This window comes from Candidatus Schekmanbacteria bacterium (genome assembly GCA_016219965.1).
Classification (GTDB): domain Bacteria; phylum Schekmanbacteria; class GWA2-38-11; order GWA2-38-11; family J061; genus JACRJM01.
The window spans coordinates 309,559-328,104 of the sequence record JACRJM010000004.1 but is presented as its reverse complement, the minus strand read 5'-3'; the positions used below and the strand labels follow the sequence as shown (position 1 = coordinate 328,104).

17 protein-coding genes are annotated in these 18,546 nt (G+C 39.8%); 14 read left to right on the top strand and 3 right to left on the bottom strand.

Annotation, left to right across the window (positions count from 1 at the left end; all coding sequences use genetic code 11):
- Positions 1-38: 38 nt before the first annotated feature.
- The 6 genes from HZA77_06790 (at position 39) to HZA77_06765 (ending at position 6,154) form a co-directional block, all read left to right on the top strand.
- Positions 39-749, top strand: coding sequence for a PTS sugar transporter subunit IIC (locus HZA77_06790; protein ID MBI5375125.1), 711 nt, complete (start codon positions 39-41; stop codon positions 747-749).
- Positions 742-1,515 carry a PTS system mannose/fructose/sorbose family transporter subunit IID gene (locus tag HZA77_06785; GenBank protein ID MBI5375124.1) on the top strand — a complete coding sequence of 258 codons (774 nt, stop codon included), beginning with the start codon at positions 742-744 and terminating at the stop codon, positions 1,513-1,515. The genes HZA77_06790 and HZA77_06785 overlap by 8 nt, the downstream gene beginning before the upstream one ends.
- Before the next feature lie 10 nt (positions 1,516-1,525).
- The gene (locus tag HZA77_06780) at positions 1,526-1,798 is read left to right on the top strand and encodes an HPr family phosphocarrier protein (protein MBI5375123.1); all 273 of its coding nucleotides are present in this window, start codon (positions 1,526-1,528) and stop codon (positions 1,796-1,798) included.
- Positions 1,799-1,876: 78 nt separating this feature from the next.
- The gene (ptsP, locus tag HZA77_06775; protein MBI5375122.1) at positions 1,877-3,631 is read left to right on the top strand and encodes a phosphoenolpyruvate--protein phosphotransferase; all 1,755 of its coding nucleotides are present in this window, start codon (positions 1,877-1,879) and stop codon (positions 3,629-3,631) included.
- A 56-nt stretch (positions 3,632-3,687) separates the two neighbouring features.
- Positions 3,688-4,842 (top strand): methionine adenosyltransferase, encoded by a 1,155-nt coding sequence (locus HZA77_06770; GenBank protein MBI5375121.1) that lies wholly within the window; start codon positions 3,688-3,690, stop codon positions 4,840-4,842.
- A 55-nt stretch (positions 4,843-4,897) separates the two neighbouring features.
- Entirely contained in the window at positions 4,898-6,154 is a 1,257-nt protein-coding gene (locus HZA77_06765; protein ID MBI5375120.1) for an adenosylhomocysteinase, read from the top strand.
- 58 nt (positions 6,155-6,212) lie between these two features.
- Here the strand turns inward: HZA77_06765 and trxA are convergent, their stop codons facing one another.
- The gene (trxA, locus tag HZA77_06760; protein MBI5375119.1) at positions 6,213-6,536 is read right to left on the bottom strand and encodes a thioredoxin; all 324 of its coding nucleotides are present in this window, start codon (positions 6,534-6,536) and stop codon (positions 6,213-6,215) included.
- Positions 6,537-6,637: 101 nt separating this feature from the next.
- On the opposite strand from trxA, the gene HZA77_06755 reads away from it, so the two are divergent.
- From HZA77_06755 to HZA77_06745, 3 genes are read left to right on the top strand one after another with little or no spacing between them, the layout of a single operon-like run.
- Complete coding sequence (locus HZA77_06755; GenBank protein ID MBI5375118.1) at positions 6,638-7,573, top strand: AAA family ATPase; 936 nt, start codon at positions 6,638-6,640, stop codon at positions 7,571-7,573.
- A 5-nt stretch (positions 7,574-7,578) separates the two neighbouring features.
- The gene (locus HZA77_06750; protein ID MBI5375117.1) at positions 7,579-8,721 is read left to right on the top strand and encodes a DUF58 domain-containing protein; all 1,143 of its coding nucleotides are present in this window, start codon (positions 7,579-7,581) and stop codon (positions 8,719-8,721) included.
- 2 nt (positions 8,722-8,723) lie between these two features.
- Positions 8,724-10,877 (top strand): DUF3488 domain-containing protein, encoded by a 2,154-nt coding sequence (locus tag HZA77_06745; GenBank protein ID MBI5375116.1) that lies wholly within the window; start codon positions 8,724-8,726, stop codon positions 10,875-10,877.
- A 10-nt stretch (positions 10,878-10,887) separates the two neighbouring features.
- Here the strand turns inward: HZA77_06745 and HZA77_06740 are convergent, their stop codons facing one another.
- Positions 10,888-11,931 (bottom strand): GDP-mannose 4,6-dehydratase, encoded by a 1,044-nt coding sequence (locus HZA77_06740; GenBank protein MBI5375115.1) that lies wholly within the window; start codon positions 11,929-11,931, stop codon positions 10,888-10,890.
- Positions 11,932-12,121: 190 nt separating this feature from the next.
- On the opposite strand from HZA77_06740, the gene HZA77_06735 reads away from it, so the two are divergent.
- The 5 genes from HZA77_06735 (at position 12,122) to HZA77_06715 (ending at position 16,901) form a co-directional block, all read left to right on the top strand.
- A complete protein-coding gene (locus HZA77_06735; protein MBI5375114.1) occupies positions 12,122-13,021 on the top strand; it encodes a hypothetical protein in 900 nt (299 codons plus the stop codon).
- A gap of 30 nt (positions 13,022-13,051) precedes the next feature.
- Positions 13,052-13,543: a hypothetical protein gene (locus tag HZA77_06730; GenBank protein MBI5375113.1), complete on the top strand. Its 492-nt coding sequence runs from the start codon at positions 13,052-13,054 to the stop codon at positions 13,541-13,543.
- A gap of 139 nt (positions 13,544-13,682) precedes the next feature.
- Positions 13,683-14,798, top strand: a complete 1,116-nt coding sequence (locus HZA77_06725) for an MSMEG_0568 family radical SAM protein (GenBank protein MBI5375112.1) — start codon at positions 13,683-13,685, stop codon at positions 14,796-14,798.
- Positions 14,795-15,493 (top strand): response regulator transcription factor, encoded by a 699-nt coding sequence (locus HZA77_06720; protein MBI5375111.1) that lies wholly within the window; start codon positions 14,795-14,797, stop codon positions 15,491-15,493. The genes HZA77_06725 and HZA77_06720 overlap by 4 nt, the downstream gene beginning before the upstream one ends.
- The gene (locus HZA77_06715) at positions 15,486-16,901 is read left to right on the top strand and encodes a HAMP domain-containing protein (GenBank protein ID MBI5375110.1); all 1,416 of its coding nucleotides are present in this window, start codon (positions 15,486-15,488) and stop codon (positions 16,899-16,901) included. Before HZA77_06720 ends, HZA77_06715 begins: the two co-directional genes overlap by 8 nt.
- Positions 16,902-16,978: 77 nt before the next feature.
- Here the strand turns inward: HZA77_06715 and HZA77_06710 are convergent, their stop codons facing one another.
- Positions 16,979-18,538, bottom strand: coding sequence for an NAD(P)H-hydrate dehydratase (locus HZA77_06710; GenBank protein ID MBI5375109.1), 1,560 nt, complete (start codon positions 18,536-18,538; stop codon positions 16,979-16,981).
- Positions 18,539-18,546: the final 8 nt, after the last annotated feature.

Below are 18,546 nucleotides of genomic sequence, written 5' to 3'. Positions count from 1 at the left end.
TTTCTGCATGAAATAGTTTTTATAACCATTAGTAGACTATGATAAATGAAATAATTGTTGCTGTTATATTGGGAAGCATAATAGCTCTTGACCGCACAGCCGTTCTCCAGCTGATGATTTCACAGCCAATAGTTGCGTCACCAATAATCGGCTATTTTCTCGGTAATCCCATTCTCGGTCTGCATGTTGGAGCTGCAACTCAGCTCATATGGTTGCCATCACTGCAGATAGGTGCAGCCATAGTCCCCAATGCCTCTGTAGCTGCAATACTTATCACTTCTGCATCAATAATAATTATGCAATTCCCTGAAATGAGCGGCATTACAAGCATGTCTATATGCGGAGCTGTTTTTTTATGCGTAATCCCTTTGCTTTCCATCGAAGAAAAAGCTGATATGCTCGTAAGGAAGAATAACTACATCTGGGTTGAAGCAGCAATCAAAGCTATCAAAAGAGACGACCTGTCTTTAATAGGGGTATACAACCTTGGCGGAATACTTTTCTTCTTTTTAAAAAACATGGTGTTCTTGGCAGTCTCATTGTCATTTCTGATCTTATTGTTGCCAAATATTTTAACTCATCTTCCAAAGGAAATCATTTCCTCTTTTTCGCACCTATTCAGGCTCCTCCCGGTAATAGGAGTAGCAGTCATACTGAAAAACCTTCTGATAAAGAAGTTTTATTATTATTTTATAGCCGGTGCCTGTGTTCAGATAATAATAATTTTATTGATGCTCAGATATGGATAATAAAAGAAATATAACATTTTTTGATATTTCATTAATTGCTTTGCGGTCCCTTTTCATTCAGGCAAGCTGGAATTTCAATAAAATGCAGTCTCTTGGTTTTCTCTATACCATTTCAGGAGCCCTGAAAAAAATAGCTTCAAGCCCAAGCACATTGAACAAAATGTTTTTAAAACATATAGATTTTTTCAATACAAACCCATATTTTTCTTCTGCTATTGCAGGAGCAGTCGTTAAATGCGAAGAAGATCTTTCCCTTAATAATGTATCTAAAGACGACCCTGATTCTATCAAAGCTTCCCTCATGGGGCCGTTTGGCGCTATAGGTGATTCGGTTTTTTGGGCAACTCTCAGACCTCTTGTCTCGGTTATAGCCCTTATAGTTGCACTTCGCGAATCAATCCTCTCAGCATTCTTATTCCTGATACTATACAACATCTTCAGCCTGGGATTTAGATTCTATGGCGCATTTGCAGGTTATAAATCAGGGAAGGACATTATTTTTGATGTTAGAAGAATGAATTTATATCATGTGCTCAATGAGGCAAAAATGCTTATGGCAATCCTTCTTGGAGTCTGTATTCCGTTGATATGCAGGAGTACAACGTTTAAATTTATTGATTCAGGATTTCTATTTAACATGTTAATAGTGCTTTCAGCGTTTCATCTTATTTATTTTTTACTCTCAAAAAACATCTCAGCCAAAGCAGTAATATATATAATCTTACTCTTGTGTTTAATCTGGGAATATATTTTTCCTTTATTATAAGGGGGGGAACTTGGAAAAAAAAGTGGTTAAGCTTATTATCAGGAACAAACTTGGTTTGCATGCAAGAGCCGCAGCTACCTTGGTGAAACTTACCAACAAGTTTTCATCAAAAATAGAGATTGAAAAGGATGGCCAATCAATTAATGGTAAGAGTATTATGGGAGTGATGATGCTTGCAGCAGCCAAAGGGAATTCGGTAACAGTAACAGCAACCGGTACGGACAGTGAATCAGCAATTAGTGCCATACAGGAGCTTGTGCATAATAAATTCGGAGAAGAATAGATTGCCCTTGCAATTTTCTCTAAAACGTATGAGAAATATATTTTTTTGGGTCAATACAGTATTTAACCATCAGAAAACATGGATGACTTTATAAAAGGGATTGCTGTTACATCTGGGATCGTAATTGGCGAGGCATTTATCCTCGACCAGACGATTAATCATGTACCCAAACATAATATCAGTGGAAATGATATAGAGAAGGAAATTGCGCGCCTTGATACAGCTGTGGAAGTTTCCGTACATCAGCTTGAAGAGATCAAATCCCGCGTTGAGGAAAAACTTGGATATCAGCATGCACTTATCTTCGAAGCTAAGATCCTGATGCTTAAAGATGAAACTGTTCGAGATAAAACTATAAAAAGAATAAAAGGACAGAAAATCAACTGCGAATGGGCTCTTGATGAGGCAATAAGCGAATTGATAGAGATATTCTCCGGTTTTGATGATGAATACCTGAAGGAAAGAAAAACCGACATAGGAAATATCAGGAGCAGGATACTTTCCAACCTTGCCGGTGTTTCACATATAGGTATTAGCGATATAAAAAAGCCTGTCATAGTAATCGCTCATGATCTGGCGCCTGCGGATACTGCGTTAATGCACAAAGAAACCATACTTGGTTTTGCAACCGATGTAGGAGGGAAAACCAGTCATACAGCCATAATGGCAAGAAGCCTTGAGATACCTGCTGTTGTTGGGTTAAAAAATGCAACAACTAAAATCCAGAGCGGCGATCGTCTCATTATTGATGCAAATTCAGGGGATGTAATAATCAATCCGGATGAACTCACACTTCAGAAATATGAAGAAAAGAAAAGAAAATTTGATGAACTCCAAAAGACTTTTTTATCGCTTCATGATCTTCCTGCAGAAACCGCTGACGGGTTTAAACTTAAGATATTTGCCAATATTGAACTCCCTGAAGAAGCTATAGCCGTTGATAGTTACGGAGCTGACGGAATCGGCCTTTACCGGACCGAATTCCTATATCTCAACAGATTGACAACCCCTGATGAAGAGGAACAGTTCAACAACTACAGAAAACTGGCTGAAACGATGTATCCAAAGCCTGTCACCATCAGGACATTTGATCTTGGCGGAGACAAGTATTTATCCCAAATGCAGATGGCGGAGGAACTTAACCCTGCAATGGGGCTTCGTGCTATACGCTTCTGTCTTGAGCAACCGGAACTTTTTAAAACCCAGCTCCGTGCTATTCTGAGGGCAAGCCATTTTGGCAATCTAAGAATTCTATTCCCGATGATATCAGGAATTGGAGAACTTAGAAGCGCAAAAAGTATCCTTAATGAATGCAGAAAAGAACTGCAAAGTGAGGGAAAACAATTCAATGACAACATTGAAGTTGGAATAATGATAGAAGTTCCCACGGCCGCAATTATTGCAGACATTCTTGCCAGAGAAGTAAATTTTTTCAGCATTGGAACAAATGACCTTATACAGTATTGCCTTGCCATAGACAGAGTAAATGAGAAGGTCGCCTACCTCTATGAACCGCTTCATCCTGCAATTCTTCGCCTCATAAGCAACATAGTATCATCAGCCCACAGGATGAACATACCTGTCTGTCTCTGCGGTGAAATGGCTGCCGAACCGATATATGCTTTTCTGCTGCTCGGGTTAGAGATTGATGAACTGAGCACAAACCCTATCTCAATACCAAATATAAAAAGAATACTGCGCAATTCCAAGCTTGAAGATGCAAAAAATGTAGTTTCCAGAATCCTTACTATGAGCAATGCAGAAGAAATCAGAAGTCATATTAATACTTTTCTATGTGAAAAATTTCCCGAAGATTTTTTTCTAATTGACTAACAACTTTAACTTATACTATGAGCTAAAACCTTTAACCAGAAAGCAGGAGAATAAACGTGAGCAAGAATAATTATCTTTTTACCTCAGAGTCAGTAACAGAGGGACATCCAGACAAGATAGCAGACCAGATATCAGACGCTGTTCTTGACAGCTACTTGAAAAACGACCCTAATTCAAGGGTTGCCTGTGAAACTTTAGTAACAACAGGCATAGTCTTTGTGGCAGGAGAAATCACTTCAAATTCCATCGTGGACGTACCTGCTGTTGTAAGGGAAACAGTGAGGGAAATAGGTTATGACAGAGCGAAATACGGGTTTGATTGCGACACATGCTCTGTAATAACGTCGATAGACAAACAGTCTCCAGATATTGCGATGGGTGTGGATGAAAAGCCGGGGCATCTTCAGGGCGCAGGAGACCAGGGAATGATGTTCGGGTATGCATGCAATGAAACCCCTGAACTTATGCCAATGCCTATATTAATGGCACAGAAACTTGCAATGCAGCTTTCAAAAGTAAGAAAAACCGGTGAACTTAATTTCTTGAGACCGGACGGGAAAACTCAGGTCACAGTCGAATATGAAAATGGCATTCCCAAGAGGATAGATACAATCGTTATCTCATCCCAGCACAGTGCTGATATTTCCCCCAAAGAAATGCGTCCATACATCATAGAAAAGGTGATAAAGCCTATTATACCGGCAAACCTCATTAACCTGAATGACTGCACTATTCATGTTAATCCGACAGGGAGGTTTGTAACAGGCGGACCAATGGGGGATTGCGGACTTACGGGAAGGAAAATAATCGTAGATACCTACGGCGGGAAAGGTCATCATGGCGGTGGTGCATTTTCAGGAAAAGACCCATCGAAGGTTGACCGTTCAGCAGCATACATGGCAAGACATATTGCAAAAAACATTGTTGCTTCCGGTCTTGCTTCACATTGTGAAGTCCAGGTCGCTTATGCGATCGGCGTTGCCGAACCGGTTTCAATAATGGTGGAAACATTCGGAACAGGAAAGATTTCTCAGGATAAGCTGATCGAACTCGTAAGGAAACATTTCGACCTTACCCCGTCTGGTATAATAAAATATCTCGACCTGAAACGTCCAATATACAAAAAGACTGCGGCATACGGGCATTTCGGTAGGTTAGATCCGGAGTTCACCTGGGAACGGACTGATGCAGCTTCGAAATTAAAACCATAGACATAAGACATAACTAAATAGAGTTCTGAGTTTCTAAAAAGACAGGAGGAATATGTTGAAATACCACGTAAAAGACTTGAAGCTTTCAAAACTTGGTGACTGCAGGATGGAATGGGCTTTCCAGAATATGCCTGTGCTTGACCAGATAACCAAAAGGTTTGCAAAGGAAAAACCATTAAAAGGCCTGAACATAGCGGCTTGCCTTCACGTAACCACTGAAACAGCAGCATTGATGGTTGCCCTAAAAGCAGGAGGTGCAAAAACATTTCTCTGTGCATCAAATCCCTTAAGCACGCAGGATGATGTCGCGGCAGCTTTGGTAAAATCACATGGCATTCCGGTGTTTGCCATAAAGGGAGAGGACAAGAAAACTTATTACAGCCACATTAACAGCGTACTTGATTCGAACCCGGTTATTACAATGGATGACGGCGCAGACCTTGTGTCTGAAATACTCTCTAAAAGGAAAAATCTCCTTCCAAAAATTCTTGGAGGGACTGAAGAAACAACAACAGGAGTCATCAGGCTCCGCAGTATGGCAGCAAAGGGCGTTCTCCAGTATCCGATATTCTCTGTGAACGACGCCCAGACAAAGCACTTATTCGACAACCGCTACGGCACCGGACAAAGCTCGATAGACGGCATGCTGAGAGCCACCAACAGGCTGATGGCTGGATCTCGCTTTGTAGTGGCAGGTTATGGATGGTGCGGCAGAGGAGTTGCAATGAGAGCAAGAGGCATGGGTGCAAGAGTAATAGTCACTGAAATCGATCCAATTAAGGCGATTGAGGCTGTTATGGACGGATTTGATGTTATGACTATGAATGAGGCGGCAAAAATAGGAGATATGTTCATAACCCTTACCGGCGATATCCATGTAATAGATGTACATCATTTCAATGCAATGAAGGACGGAGCAATTGTTGCAAATTCAGGGCATTTCAATGTAGAGATAAATCTTGAAGCTCTTGAGAAAATGAAGAAGAAGAAAAGAAACATAAGGCCCTTCGTCGAAGAATACACCCTTAAAAATGGCAGGAAGATAAACATACTGGGAGAAGGAAGGCTTATTAATCTTGCTGCTGCTGAAGGACATCCGTCAAGCGTCATGGATATGAGTTTTGCCAATCAATCCCTAGGTGTTGAATACCTTGTCAAGAATGCGTCAAAGCTTGAGAAAAAAGTCTATCCTATGCCTGAATCGATTGATAAAGAGATAGCAAGACTCAAACTCATTTCAATGGGAATAAAAATTGATAAGCTCACACCTCAGCAGGAAAAATACCTTAATTCATGGGAAATGGGAACCTGATATAAGAAAATAAGAATACAAGAAAGGGGCACATTAAAAATGTGCCCCTTTCTTTTTATTACAGATGCTTATCTATCATAACTGAAAGCGCTGTCTTAGGTTGCGCTCCTATAATCTGGTCTACAACCTGTCCACCCTTGAAGAGGAGTAATGAAGGGATGCTTCTGATACCGTACTTCATTGCTAATGACTGGTTATCATCAACATTAACTTTCGCAACTTTTATCTTTCCGTCATATTCGTTTGCGATTTCAGATACTATGGGAGCAACCATCTTGCAGGGTCCACACCATGTTGCCCAGAAATCCACCAGCACAGGAACAGCAGATTTTAAAACCTCAACTTCAAAATTGCCTTCGTTTGCTTCTATCTCTTTCCCCATCACCTATCTCCTTTTTCTTAAATAAGACATATCATTTTTTTGAAAACTTGCTTTAATAGTTTAATTTATATAATTAATAACCCATTATTAATATTCAAGCAATGGATAGTAATATAAAAATTGAAGCTCTCATTGACAACATTGAGAGAGTCCTCATCGGAAAGCGTGAATGCGTTAAGCTCGTAATTGTCGGGCTTATTGCACGGGGACATGTGTTAATTGAAGATGTTCCCGGTGTAGGGAAAACAACGCTTGCAAGGGCACTTGCAAAATCCATAGACTGCAGTTTCCAGAGAATACAGTTTACGCCCGACCTCCTCCCCGGGGATATTATTGGTATCTCTATATTCCAACAGCAAAGTGGACAGTTACTCTTTAAACCTGGACCAATATTTGCCAGCGTCATTCTTGCCGACGAAATAAACAGAGCAACTCCAAGGACTCAAAGCAGTCTACTTGAAGCAATGAACGACTTCCAGGTGTCAGTGGATGGAACGACTCACAATCTCCCCAATCCTTTCATAGTTCTTGCCACACAGAACCCAACAGAATTTGAAGGAACCTACCCTCTTCCTGAATCACAGCTTGACCGTTTTCTTATGCGGGTAAAAATAGGATATCCTGATTTAGAACAGGAGATGAAGATACTTTCATCCCACAGTTCATCCTCCCCGCTTGATGATTTAACTCCTGTTCTTGATGCTGAGGATATTCTCGGTCTTCAGAAGGCTGCTGAAAAAGTGCATATTGACAAAAGCCTTATGGAATACATTCTTAAGATTGCTGCAAAAACAAGGGAATCTAAGTTCCTCGAACTTGGGATAAGCCCCAGGGGCTGTTTGAACCTTTTCAGGGCCTCAAAAGCTCTTGCACTTGTTGAGAAGCGCAACTTCTGTATCCCGGACGATATTAAAAAACTCACTTTGCCGGTTCTCCTGCACCGCCTCATAACAAAAAACGGCAGAAACCTCGGTGTTACGCAGGATGCTCAGGAGATACTACTGGACATACTTGAAGAGCTGCCAATACCCGAATAGAGAAAATGCATTTATCTGTTCAATCAAGAAGGCTCACATTCACAAAGGAAGGTAAAATATATTCTTCACTTTGTATTGCTGTAGGAATAGCTGCAATAAATACCGGGTCAAACTTATTGTTCCTTGTGCTCGGAATGATGCTGAGCATCATAGTTACTTCCGGGATTATGTCAGAAACAGGGTTCAGGCAAATCTCCATAAGACGAAATCTTCCGAATCACATCAAATGCATGGAAACAATACCTCTAAGATATGAAATAAGAAATGGGAAAAAGTTGTTCCCTTCATTCTGCATTTTCCTAAGAGACTCTGTACCCGGAAAACCAGAAATGTTTATTCCCAAGATAGGTCCTGGAGAAAGAATATCTGCGATAAGCGAAGTTTCATTCCCAAGAAGAGGACGGATAAACATAACTTCCTTTACCATTGGGACATCCTACCCTTTTGGTTTTTTTGAAAAAGAAAAAAAAGCAATTCAAGAATCTGCTGCAATAGTATTGCCGGTTATAAAAAAAGTTTCCAGCAAAAACCTCAATATTGCAGAGTATGGTTCTTTCTCATCACCTAGAATTAATAATTTAAGAAATGAGGCTGAACTATTTAGGGGGCTCAGAGAATACAGAACAGGCGAAAACCCTAAGTTGATACACTGGAAAAGCGCAGCAAAATATCAGGTACCCATGTTAAAGGAATACGAATCTCTTCCTTCTTCAAGAGTAATTGTCATACTCGACACCCTGTTGCCGTCAGGAATGAAAGAAACTGAAGAAAGCGGGATAGCCTTTGAATCTGCTGTCTGTCTTTGCGCATCATTAGTAGCAGATTTGTTTCAAAGGAAAATAGATGTGTCACTTAGTTTATTAAAACGTTCTGAAACTGCTTTTAATGTTAACTCAAGCTTAGATAAAACCATTTCAGGTATCCTTGAAGATCTTGCGCTTGCAGAGCCTGATTATTACGATACAGATCCGCAAGGCTCAAACTATTCTTTCGAAAACTCTATATCTAACTTTTCAAGTTTATATATCATCTGCCTTACTTCGCATTCAGAAAATATACTTAGGAAAAAGCTCACCGGACGAAATGTCTCTGCCCTTTTTTTCAATATGGGAAACACTGACCTCCGTACTCATTTTTACCCGTATTAAATATGGGACTTAACAAAAGCCTGAATATTACAACTTATTTAATGGTATTATGTTCATTATCCGCACTTGCCATTGCTGAAAAATCATGGTTGCTTTTTATCGTATCAGTTGGGATTTTAATTCTTTCATTGTTTAGACCCGTTAACAAAGCAACGGCATCCATACACAATGCTAACCCTATTGTTTTAATAATTGTATGCCTGATTATGGCATCAACAGATTACGCAGTTATTTCAGGATCGATTCTTCTTTCATTATCACATTTTTTGCTTCTATACCTGCTTTTGCTTTTATTTAAGCCGGAAATCGGAAGACAATATTGGAGCATATGCCTTATAAGTTTCATGAATCTTCTTGTAGCTGCATCAGTTTCAGACAATTTTTATTTTTCCATCTGTTTCATACTTTATCTTCTCGCAGCTGTATTCACACTTATACAATTCAAAATACTATCTGATATAAGGATAAACTTTAAGTTTATCCCGTCCTCCATTAAATCCAGATTTAATCTATATGATTTGACTCCGGAGATCCTGGTTAAAACCAATCCACGGAGGCTCAGGATCATAGACCGATTTTTTCTGGCGAGCACACTTTTTGTTCTCACTTTTACATTCATATTCACAATCTCATTCTTTCTCATTTTCCCCAGGATTGGTTTAGGTTTCATGATGAGTAAATTCGGAACAGCCGAAAAAATATCAGGCTTTTCAGAACAAACTCAGATTGGAGACATAGGTAAAATACTTGAAAACCCTAAGATAGTCTTAAGAGCCATAATAAGCCCGCGGATTCCTGCTTCCCAATTGCGATGGAGAGGTCTTGCATATGATCTATATAAGGATAACAGATGGCACAGAAGCAGTATTTTAAACAGAAGTTACAGGCCTATTGTTTACAACAATACTGTTTTCAAGCCCAATCTAACTTCGAATAAAGGAGAAATAATACAACAAACCATTTCTCTTGAAGCAATAGACTCAGAAGTAATATTCGCATTGTATCCTGTGATTTCATTATCAAACTTATCCGGAAACATAAAAGGCATTTTTAACGACAGCTCTTTATCATTGTTCACTCCATGGCCCCACTATTATTTTCTTAGTTATAAGGCTGAAAGCTCATCTGACGGGGTAATGCATGTCACTCTTTCAAAGCAGGAACGCGCGGCATATACAGACACAAAGCATATTGACAGCCGCATCAAGGAACTGGCAATAAATATTACTTCCGGGATCAATGATGATTATTCAAAGGTAAAGAGCATAGAAGACTACTTAAGAAAAAAAATGAGATATACGCGTGATCTTCATAGAATTTCAAATTCAACTGACCCGCTTTATGAATTCATCTTTTTAAGCAAGGAAGGACATTGTGAATATTTCGCAACAGCCCTTACTCTCATGTTGAGATCTGTTGGCATTCCTGCGCGTTACGTAAATGGATTTTACGGAGGAGAATGGAATGACTATGGTGAATATTACATTGTAAGACAGGAAGATGCCCATTCATGGGTTGAAGCTTATATTGAAAATCAGGGATGGGCAGTTTTTGATGCAACACCATCCTTGCCGGATTCAAACCCATCATCTTACTTTCTATCATCCTTATTAATGTTTCTCGACAGTATTAAAATGGCATGGAGTAATTATGTCGTTGATTATGACCTTAAGATGCAAATTAATGCTGCTACAGGAATGAGTATCAAAATGAATGAATCATATAAAAACATAAGGTCCTATCTGAACGACTTTCTTGGACAGGCAGTTAGTACGATAAAAAGTTTGTTTTATATTCTTGATACATCATACGCTACACCATTTAAACTTCTCATATTTATTGTGTCACTTTTAATCATCATATTATTCCTTTATTTCATCGCTGCGTCAGTAAGGAAAAATAAAACAACCGTATCAGACGTCTCTTTTTACAACAAACTGGTCTCTATTTTTGAGAAGCAGGGTTACAAGAAAAAACCATATATGACCGGATACGATTTTTTTGAATCACTTGAAGGAATAAACCCTCATGTCAAAGAGAAAGCAAGGATCATCATCAATTGGTTCTATAAGTTAAAATATGGACAGGTGCAAATTTCAAAAACAGAAATAGCGGAAATAGAAGGATTACTGAAAGAAATATCTAAATCCGTATAAAAGAACTTTTTCAAAAAACAGATATATTTCCTTTCACCCAACTGATTATTCTTTTCACGCCTTCTTCAGGTGAAATTGCAGGCTTCCATTTAAGAGTCTTTTTGATCTTGGTTATATCAGAGATATACACTTTCTGGTCACTTGGACGCCAGTCGCTGTAAGAGATTTTACTTCTCATCCCGGTTTCTTTTTCCAGAATTCCAAGAAGTTCAATAAGAGACATGGTATTTTCCGGTCCACCGCCGGTATTAAAAACCGCATGAGGAATACTGCTTTCAATAAACGCATCATATGCCTTAACAACATCGGTAACAAAAAGAACATCTCTCACCTGCTTCCCGTCGCCATAGATAGTAATCGGAGCACCCTTAAGTGTGGCAATACTAAACCATGCAACCCATCCCTGGTCTTCAACTCCAAACTGCCTTGTCCCGTAAATACAGGACATCCTGAATACTCCGGTACGGATTCCATACTGATAGGCATAATCCTGTACGTAGAGATCGCCGGTAAGTTTTGAACAGCCATAGGGCGTGTGTTCGCAAAGATCTATCGAAAAGGTTTCAGTTATTCCCCTTATCTTCTTTTCATTAAAGGCATATCTTGTCTTTAGTTCCTTAACATTTATTTCATTCACATTATGACCGTAAACCTTATTTGTCGAGCAGTATACAACTGTCGGCTTTCTGCGGCTCTTTCTGGCCGCTTCCAGCACAGTAAAAGTCCCCGTAGCATTTACAGAAAAATCCGGAGCAGGATTAACAACAGATGTCGTAACAGCAGTTTGAGCAGCAGCATGGAGGATTACAGACGCATCTTTTGCAAGTTTTTCAACAAGAGATGAGTCACGGGCATCTCCCTTTATTAACTTAACTCCTTTTATTTTTTTAAGATAGTTCCAGTTATATGAAGCATTTTTATCGCTTTTTCCCAATAACTCAGCTCTGGATAAATTGTCGAGAACCACAACATCTTGACCTTTTCCTGCAAAATACTCAGCCGCATGGCTGCCAATGAATCCGGCACCTCCTGTCACCAATGTATATCCACCCATAATAAGCTCCTTTTTTTCTTTCTTTTAACGGCAAAGGCTGATTTGCGACTTAATTCTTTTTGTAAAGTTTCTTAATTTTACCAATGAATTACTAAATTTACAAAATATAAATATTTAATATACATTTCATTTCTATATATACCCTCAAAGCACCCTATACAATTACTTTAATGATGGAGGTTATAGGCTAATGGCTACTATCAAACAGATGCGTGAAAGGCCAATTAAATTAAAGGCTATTTTCGTAACAGCAGTATCTCTTGTCTGGATATTCGGAACGATAGCTTTAGGACACATAATAATGGTCATAATCAATAAGGACTATCCGGATTTCAAGTGGACTTTCGGACAGATAATGGCTGTGACCGGCTTTCTCTGCATAGCAGCGACAAAATGGATGAAGCAAGACGGATGGCAAAGTTTTTTTGGAGTAATAGGCGGCACATTCATGTGGACAGCATTTGAATACGGCCTTATCTACGGCTCCGAAAGGCTCGGTGTATCCTATGCCTACAACGGAAGTTACCCTGAATACAGACTCATGGAGTGGACAGTAGGTCTGCTTGTAATGGTCTGTATGTACCTCATGTATCAGGAAAGCGTAAGGTGCAATTTATTTTGTTATCTCAGAAAGAAACTACATCTTATGAGAGGAGTACTTGCAACCGGCAAAATAGATAACTACGGTCCCCGTACTGCATTCGAATATATATGCACAACATGGTTCTTCTATGTTCTTCTGATGCTTGCCTATGACGAGCAGATATTCGGAGCACATGGTAAATTCACGTATATGTGCTTTTACTGCTCCTTTGCAGTTGCGTTTTATCTTGTATACAAAATCTTAAACTACGACAAATTCGGGCCAAACATCCGCTATGCAATCCCAACAGTTATGATATTCTGGAATGACATTGAGATACTGGCAAAATGGGGAATGCTTAAGGAACCCTGGGTCCATATAAACTGGCCTATAATGTTCGCTATCTTCTCTGGTTTTTGTATTTCAACATATCTTATTTACAAGGACCTTAAGGCGCGCAGAGCGGCGGCAGAGGTTATTGTTCAGGAAGATATGACAACAATATAATCTCATTGATATTGAAGCGGGAGGAAAAAAGTGAAAGCGAAAAATATAACAACCGTATTTGGTTTAATGCTGTTAATAACAATATGCCTGTCAGCTTCGAATATCAGGGCTGAGGTTTTAACCGGTGTAGTTATTGAAGGAGACAGCATGTTTAACGGGACTACGTCACCGCAGACAAAACCATATAATCAGCCCTACACGGATGAAGAACTGAAGAAGGTAAAATTCAGTGCTGAGCGCGGAAGCAAGCTGTTAATTCTTACAAAAGAAGGCCAGCTATACTACCCTACGCCAAAACAGGGTGTAATGCCTGCACAGACTCCAAATGCACCGAGAATAACGAGAGTTTTTGGAGCAACTGTCAATACTAAAGGACTTTTTAAGTGGCTTACTCTTGTCCATGTAGTGGGTCATGAAGTCGAAGTAACGGGAGAAACCTATCCCGGTTATGCAGGCATCAAGGGCTTCCACATAGAAACAATCAAATGTGACGGAGCAGAGAAGTATTTTCAATTGAAATAGTTTATCCGGATCCGGCAATATACGGTGTTTATAAGTTATTGCCGGATTTTTTTGTTTATTATTATCACCGTAAATATCTAAAACAACACTTCTCATTTATTCCTTGACAAACCCTCTGTAATTCAGATTTTTAAAGACCATGAACAGCAATATTGATAAATATCCTGAAATGGATATCAGAAAATTAAAAATTGATCTTCAATCGTATGGAGTGCACTGCGGTGAAGGAACATCAGGAGGAAGAGCCAGTGGCGCAGGCCCTGCAGGGAGCATGACTTTTCTAATTGGCCGCACCCAGATAAATGCTCCTTTTGCCGAGCACACCGGAAGACAGAGTTCCTATAAATTAGAAAAAGATGGAAATGGTGCTTTTCTTAAAAATGGAGATTCAATTGTCTCAGAAGTTAATCTTATCTCCCCTCCCCTTTTCTACGGAATGAAAACTGAATCAGGAACTTCATACAAAAAAATCGCCCTGCTTCATGGAATGGATTGTCTTGCTACAACATTAATCCAGAAATGTGATTTCTGGGCACAGGGGGAAAAGTGCAGGTTCTGTGCCATAGAATTTTCACTTGCATGCGGAACTACAATAGCTGAGAAAACTCCTCAGGACATCGCAGAAGTCGCTGCATATGCCAAACTGCATGACGAAGTCAGCCATATAACTCTTACATCAGGTTCCTTAAATGATCATTCTTCGCATATTAATTATCTTGCAGAATCTATCCGTATGATTAAAGATTCATCATATTTACCTGTACATGTTCAGATAATTCCTAACAATGACTTAAGCTCATCTCTTCAAAAGCTTAAACAAGCCGGTGCAGACACCATTGGCATACATATAGAAAGCTTCGATGACAGAGTGAGAGAGAAAATGACTCCTGCAAAAAGTTTAATATCAGTTGCAACATTTAAAGATGCATGGAAAGAATCGGTTTCACTTTTTGGGAAAAATCAGGTAAGCTCTTTTATAATAACCGGTATTGGTGAATCCTTTCAGTCAGTCATTGATGGAAGCGAGATGCTTGCTGAAATTGGGGTATATCCTTTTGTTTTGCCACTTCATCCAATCCCGGGGACAGAAGCTTTTGAATTGGGAACGCCTGATCCAGATTATCAGGATAAGGTTTATAGAAAAGTATCTGCTATTACAAAAAAATACGGCCTTTCTTCTGAGCGTTCAAAAGCGGGCTGCGTTAGATGTTCTGCCTGCTCAGCAATGAAAGAGTATGAGGAAACATTGTCATGAAAAACAAAATACTTATAATTGAAGACGATGAAAAACTTGTAAGGAATATCAAAGAATACCTTGCAGACGAGGAATTCGACATATCTTCAGCACCAAACGGTGAAAAAGGGATAGAACTTTTCAGGCAAATATCTCCTGAACTCATCATACTTGACCTTATGATGCCAAAAATGGGAGGGCTTGATGTCTGCCGTGAAATAAGAAAGACAAGCTCTGTCCCAATAATCATACTCACTGCAAAAGGAGACGAGACCGACATTGTTGTCGGGCTTGAAGTCGGTGCCGACGATTACCTTACAAAACCATTCAGCATGAGAGAACTTCTTGCAAGGATCAAGGCTGCCCTGCGCCGTGCAAACCGGATGAACAACGCTGACAGCAAACCTGAAATTATCAGGTTCTCATCTTTCTCCATTAACATCCCAAAGTGTGAAGTAATTAAAGACGGGAAACCAATAGTCTTGACCCTTACAGAATTTAACCTGCTTAGGCTTTTCTGCTCGAACCCGGGGAAAGTTTTCACTAGAGACCAGCTTCTTGACATAGTCCGAGGAAAAGAGCTTACACCATTTGATCGGGCCATCGATTCCCACATAAGTCATCTAAGACAAAAAATAGAGAATGACCACAGACATCCCTCTTACATAAAAACCATATGGGGAATCGGTTACAAGTTCGAATCTGAAAATGATTAAGCTCAATACTATTTACAGTAAAATTGTCCTCGCTATTTTTATATATATTATAATCATTTCAACCATAATTTTATCTTTCACCGCATTGCTGAGGAAAGCTACCGATGACCCTTCTTTTTATAAAAAAGAGACAAGCCGTGAGATTCAACTTATTGGCCATCTTCTTCAGAAAAAAATCAGAGTTGAAAACGGATCCATAACAAACAGGGATGAGATAGAATCATTTCTTGAAAATATAGCAACAAGAACAAGTTCCGATTTCAGGATCCTTTTATCGAATGGGAATGTTCTTCTCACAGTATTTGCCGACAAATCGCACTCCATACCTTTCTCTGAAGAAAACATCACCACACTCATTGATGAGATAAACAGCTCAGGCTCTGCACGCAGATATTTAATGAAACCAAAAGGAGAAATACTCTTTTCTACTATTTTAACATCGCAGAATGAAAATATAATTTTACTCCAGGGAAAACATCAGGCCTATTATCCTGAGGAAAGAAAATATTTTGTCTGGGCAATGCTGATAACATCCATATTGGTATTGACCCTCATGGCATTTCCCATATCCAGGAATATAACCAATCCAATAAAAGAAATAATAGGGGCATCGCAAAAAATTGCAGACGGCGAATTCGGTTATACTGTCAATGTTAAATCGGGAGATGAAATAGGAGTGCTTGCCAGTAATTTCAATGTAATGTCGGAAAAACTTGCAAAACTCTACCAGCACAGACGAGAGCTTGTCGCAGATATCTCTCATGAACTCCGTTCCCCTCTTACCAGGATACAGACTGAAGCAGAGATCCTGATCGATAAAAAACTTGACCGCGAAAAGACCGAAAAATACTTAAACGACATCTCTGAAGAAGTGAAAAGCATGGATAATCTTATTCGTGATCTGCTTGATTTTTCAAAAATGGACCTGGGACAGTGTGAATTCGATTTCCAGACAATCGACCTTGCATCTGTAATAGAGGCATCAACTGATAAATTCGAAACTATAGCAAAGCAGAAGGACATCAGGATTGGATTCAGCCAAAAACCATCAACATCACTCTATATAAAAGCGGATGAACCAAAAATCAGACAGGTATTGTCGAACATTATTTCAAATGCCATACGTCACACCGAACAGAACGGGAATATTTTCATCAGTGTTGAAACAGATGGAGCTAATGCAAAAGTTACAGTAAAAGATACAGGGCATGGAATTCCTGCTGAAGACCTGCCGAGAATATTTGAACGTTTCTACAGAGTTGACAAGTCAAGAAGCAGAGACTCCGGAGGAAGCGGACTGGGCCTTGCAATCTCAAAAAAAATAATAGAATTTCATAAAGGCAGAATATGGGCAGAAAGTTCTCTCGTTAATGGAACATCAATTATTTTTACCATACCATTGATATAACTTACAGCGGAATAAAACAACACGGGACACAGCGCTTTTCTCTGAGTTCTCTGTGGTTAATTTTTATTCAAAGAAAATCATTTAAGGCATTCCTTAATAGCTTCCGGTATATACTCTATTATATCCCGTGCAATCAAAGAAATCTCCCCTGTTGCAGAAGCAGCCATATCACCCGCAAGTCCGTGGATATATGTACCGGCATATGCTGCATCTCCAGGCTCTATCTTCTGTGAAATGAGACCGGCTATAACACCAGTAAGCACATCTCCGCTCCCTCCTGAAGCCATGCCGGGATTTCCGGTTGGATTAATATAAGCAAACCTTCCGCATTTTGAGATAATGGAATTTTTCCCCTTTAGCACCACAGTAACATTATATTTGGAAGCTACTTCATTGCAGATTTCTAATCTTCTTGCCTGAACCTCTGATGACTGGATACCGGCCAGACGAGCCATCTCTCCGGGATGTGGCGTAATGACAATCTCTGCCTTTGTGTTTTTTAATATTTCAGGATTTTTTGCAACAAGGTTAATCGCATCTGCATCTAACACAACCGGAATATCTACTGATGAAAGTATAGAGGATAGAAATTCCAGCGTCTCATTATTAGTTCCTATCCCAGGGCCTATCGCTATAACGCTTTTGTTTTTTGCAAATTGCAGAAACTGTTTAACACCTTTGGGAGATAAGGTTCCATCTTCGGTTTCAGGAAGCGAAAGTGACATAGCTTCAAGAAGTCCGCATTCCATTACCATGTCAAGACTCTGTGGTACAACAACCGTTACCAGCCCGGCACCGCTCCGAAGTGCTGCATTGGCCGCCATGATCACTGCACCGCTCTTTCCCGGTGAGCCGCCCACTATTAGCAGATGGCCAAAATCCCCCTTATGTGCATCTCTTTGTCTTACGGGAATGAGTGATGCCACATCTTCCTTTTCAATAAGATTTATATTAAAGCTAGTACCCTTTACAACTTCATCAGGTATACCTATATCTGCAATCTCAAGATGTCCGTAAAGTGAGGCCGCCGGATAAACAATGGAAGATACTTTGGGCAAACCTAAGGTCACTGTCATAAAAGCATGTACAGCCGGTTCGAAAACCTCACCTGAATCGGATGACAGCCCTGAAGGAACATCAATTGATACAACCTTTGCGGAAGTTCTATTAATAAGCTCTATGACTTCACCATAAAATCCCTTTACCGGCCCGTTTATGCCTGTCCCGAATATGGCATCAATTATAATATCCGCTTCCTCTAAATTGCCGAGGCTCTTTCCAATCAGGTCTTTCGAATTCTTTAACTCGGCAACCCTGATTTCTTCAGTTCTTGCTCGTCTATAATTTTCAAGTGCATCGCCTTTAAGTTCTTTTTCATCTGCAAGGAGAAAAATCTGGAGAGAAGGGCATTCTTTGGAAAGTAAACGGGCGACTACCATGCCATCACCGCCATTATTACCTTTGCCGCATACAACAACAATATTCTTATCGTGTAGTGGTCCCAGATACTTCCTGACAGCATGTGCAACTCCCTGCCCTGCATTTTCCATCAATGTAATCCCGGGAATTCCTCTCTCATCGATAGTGATCCTGTCAATCTCACGCATCTGACTGCCTGTGGCAACCGGCATAGTCATAAGCCTCT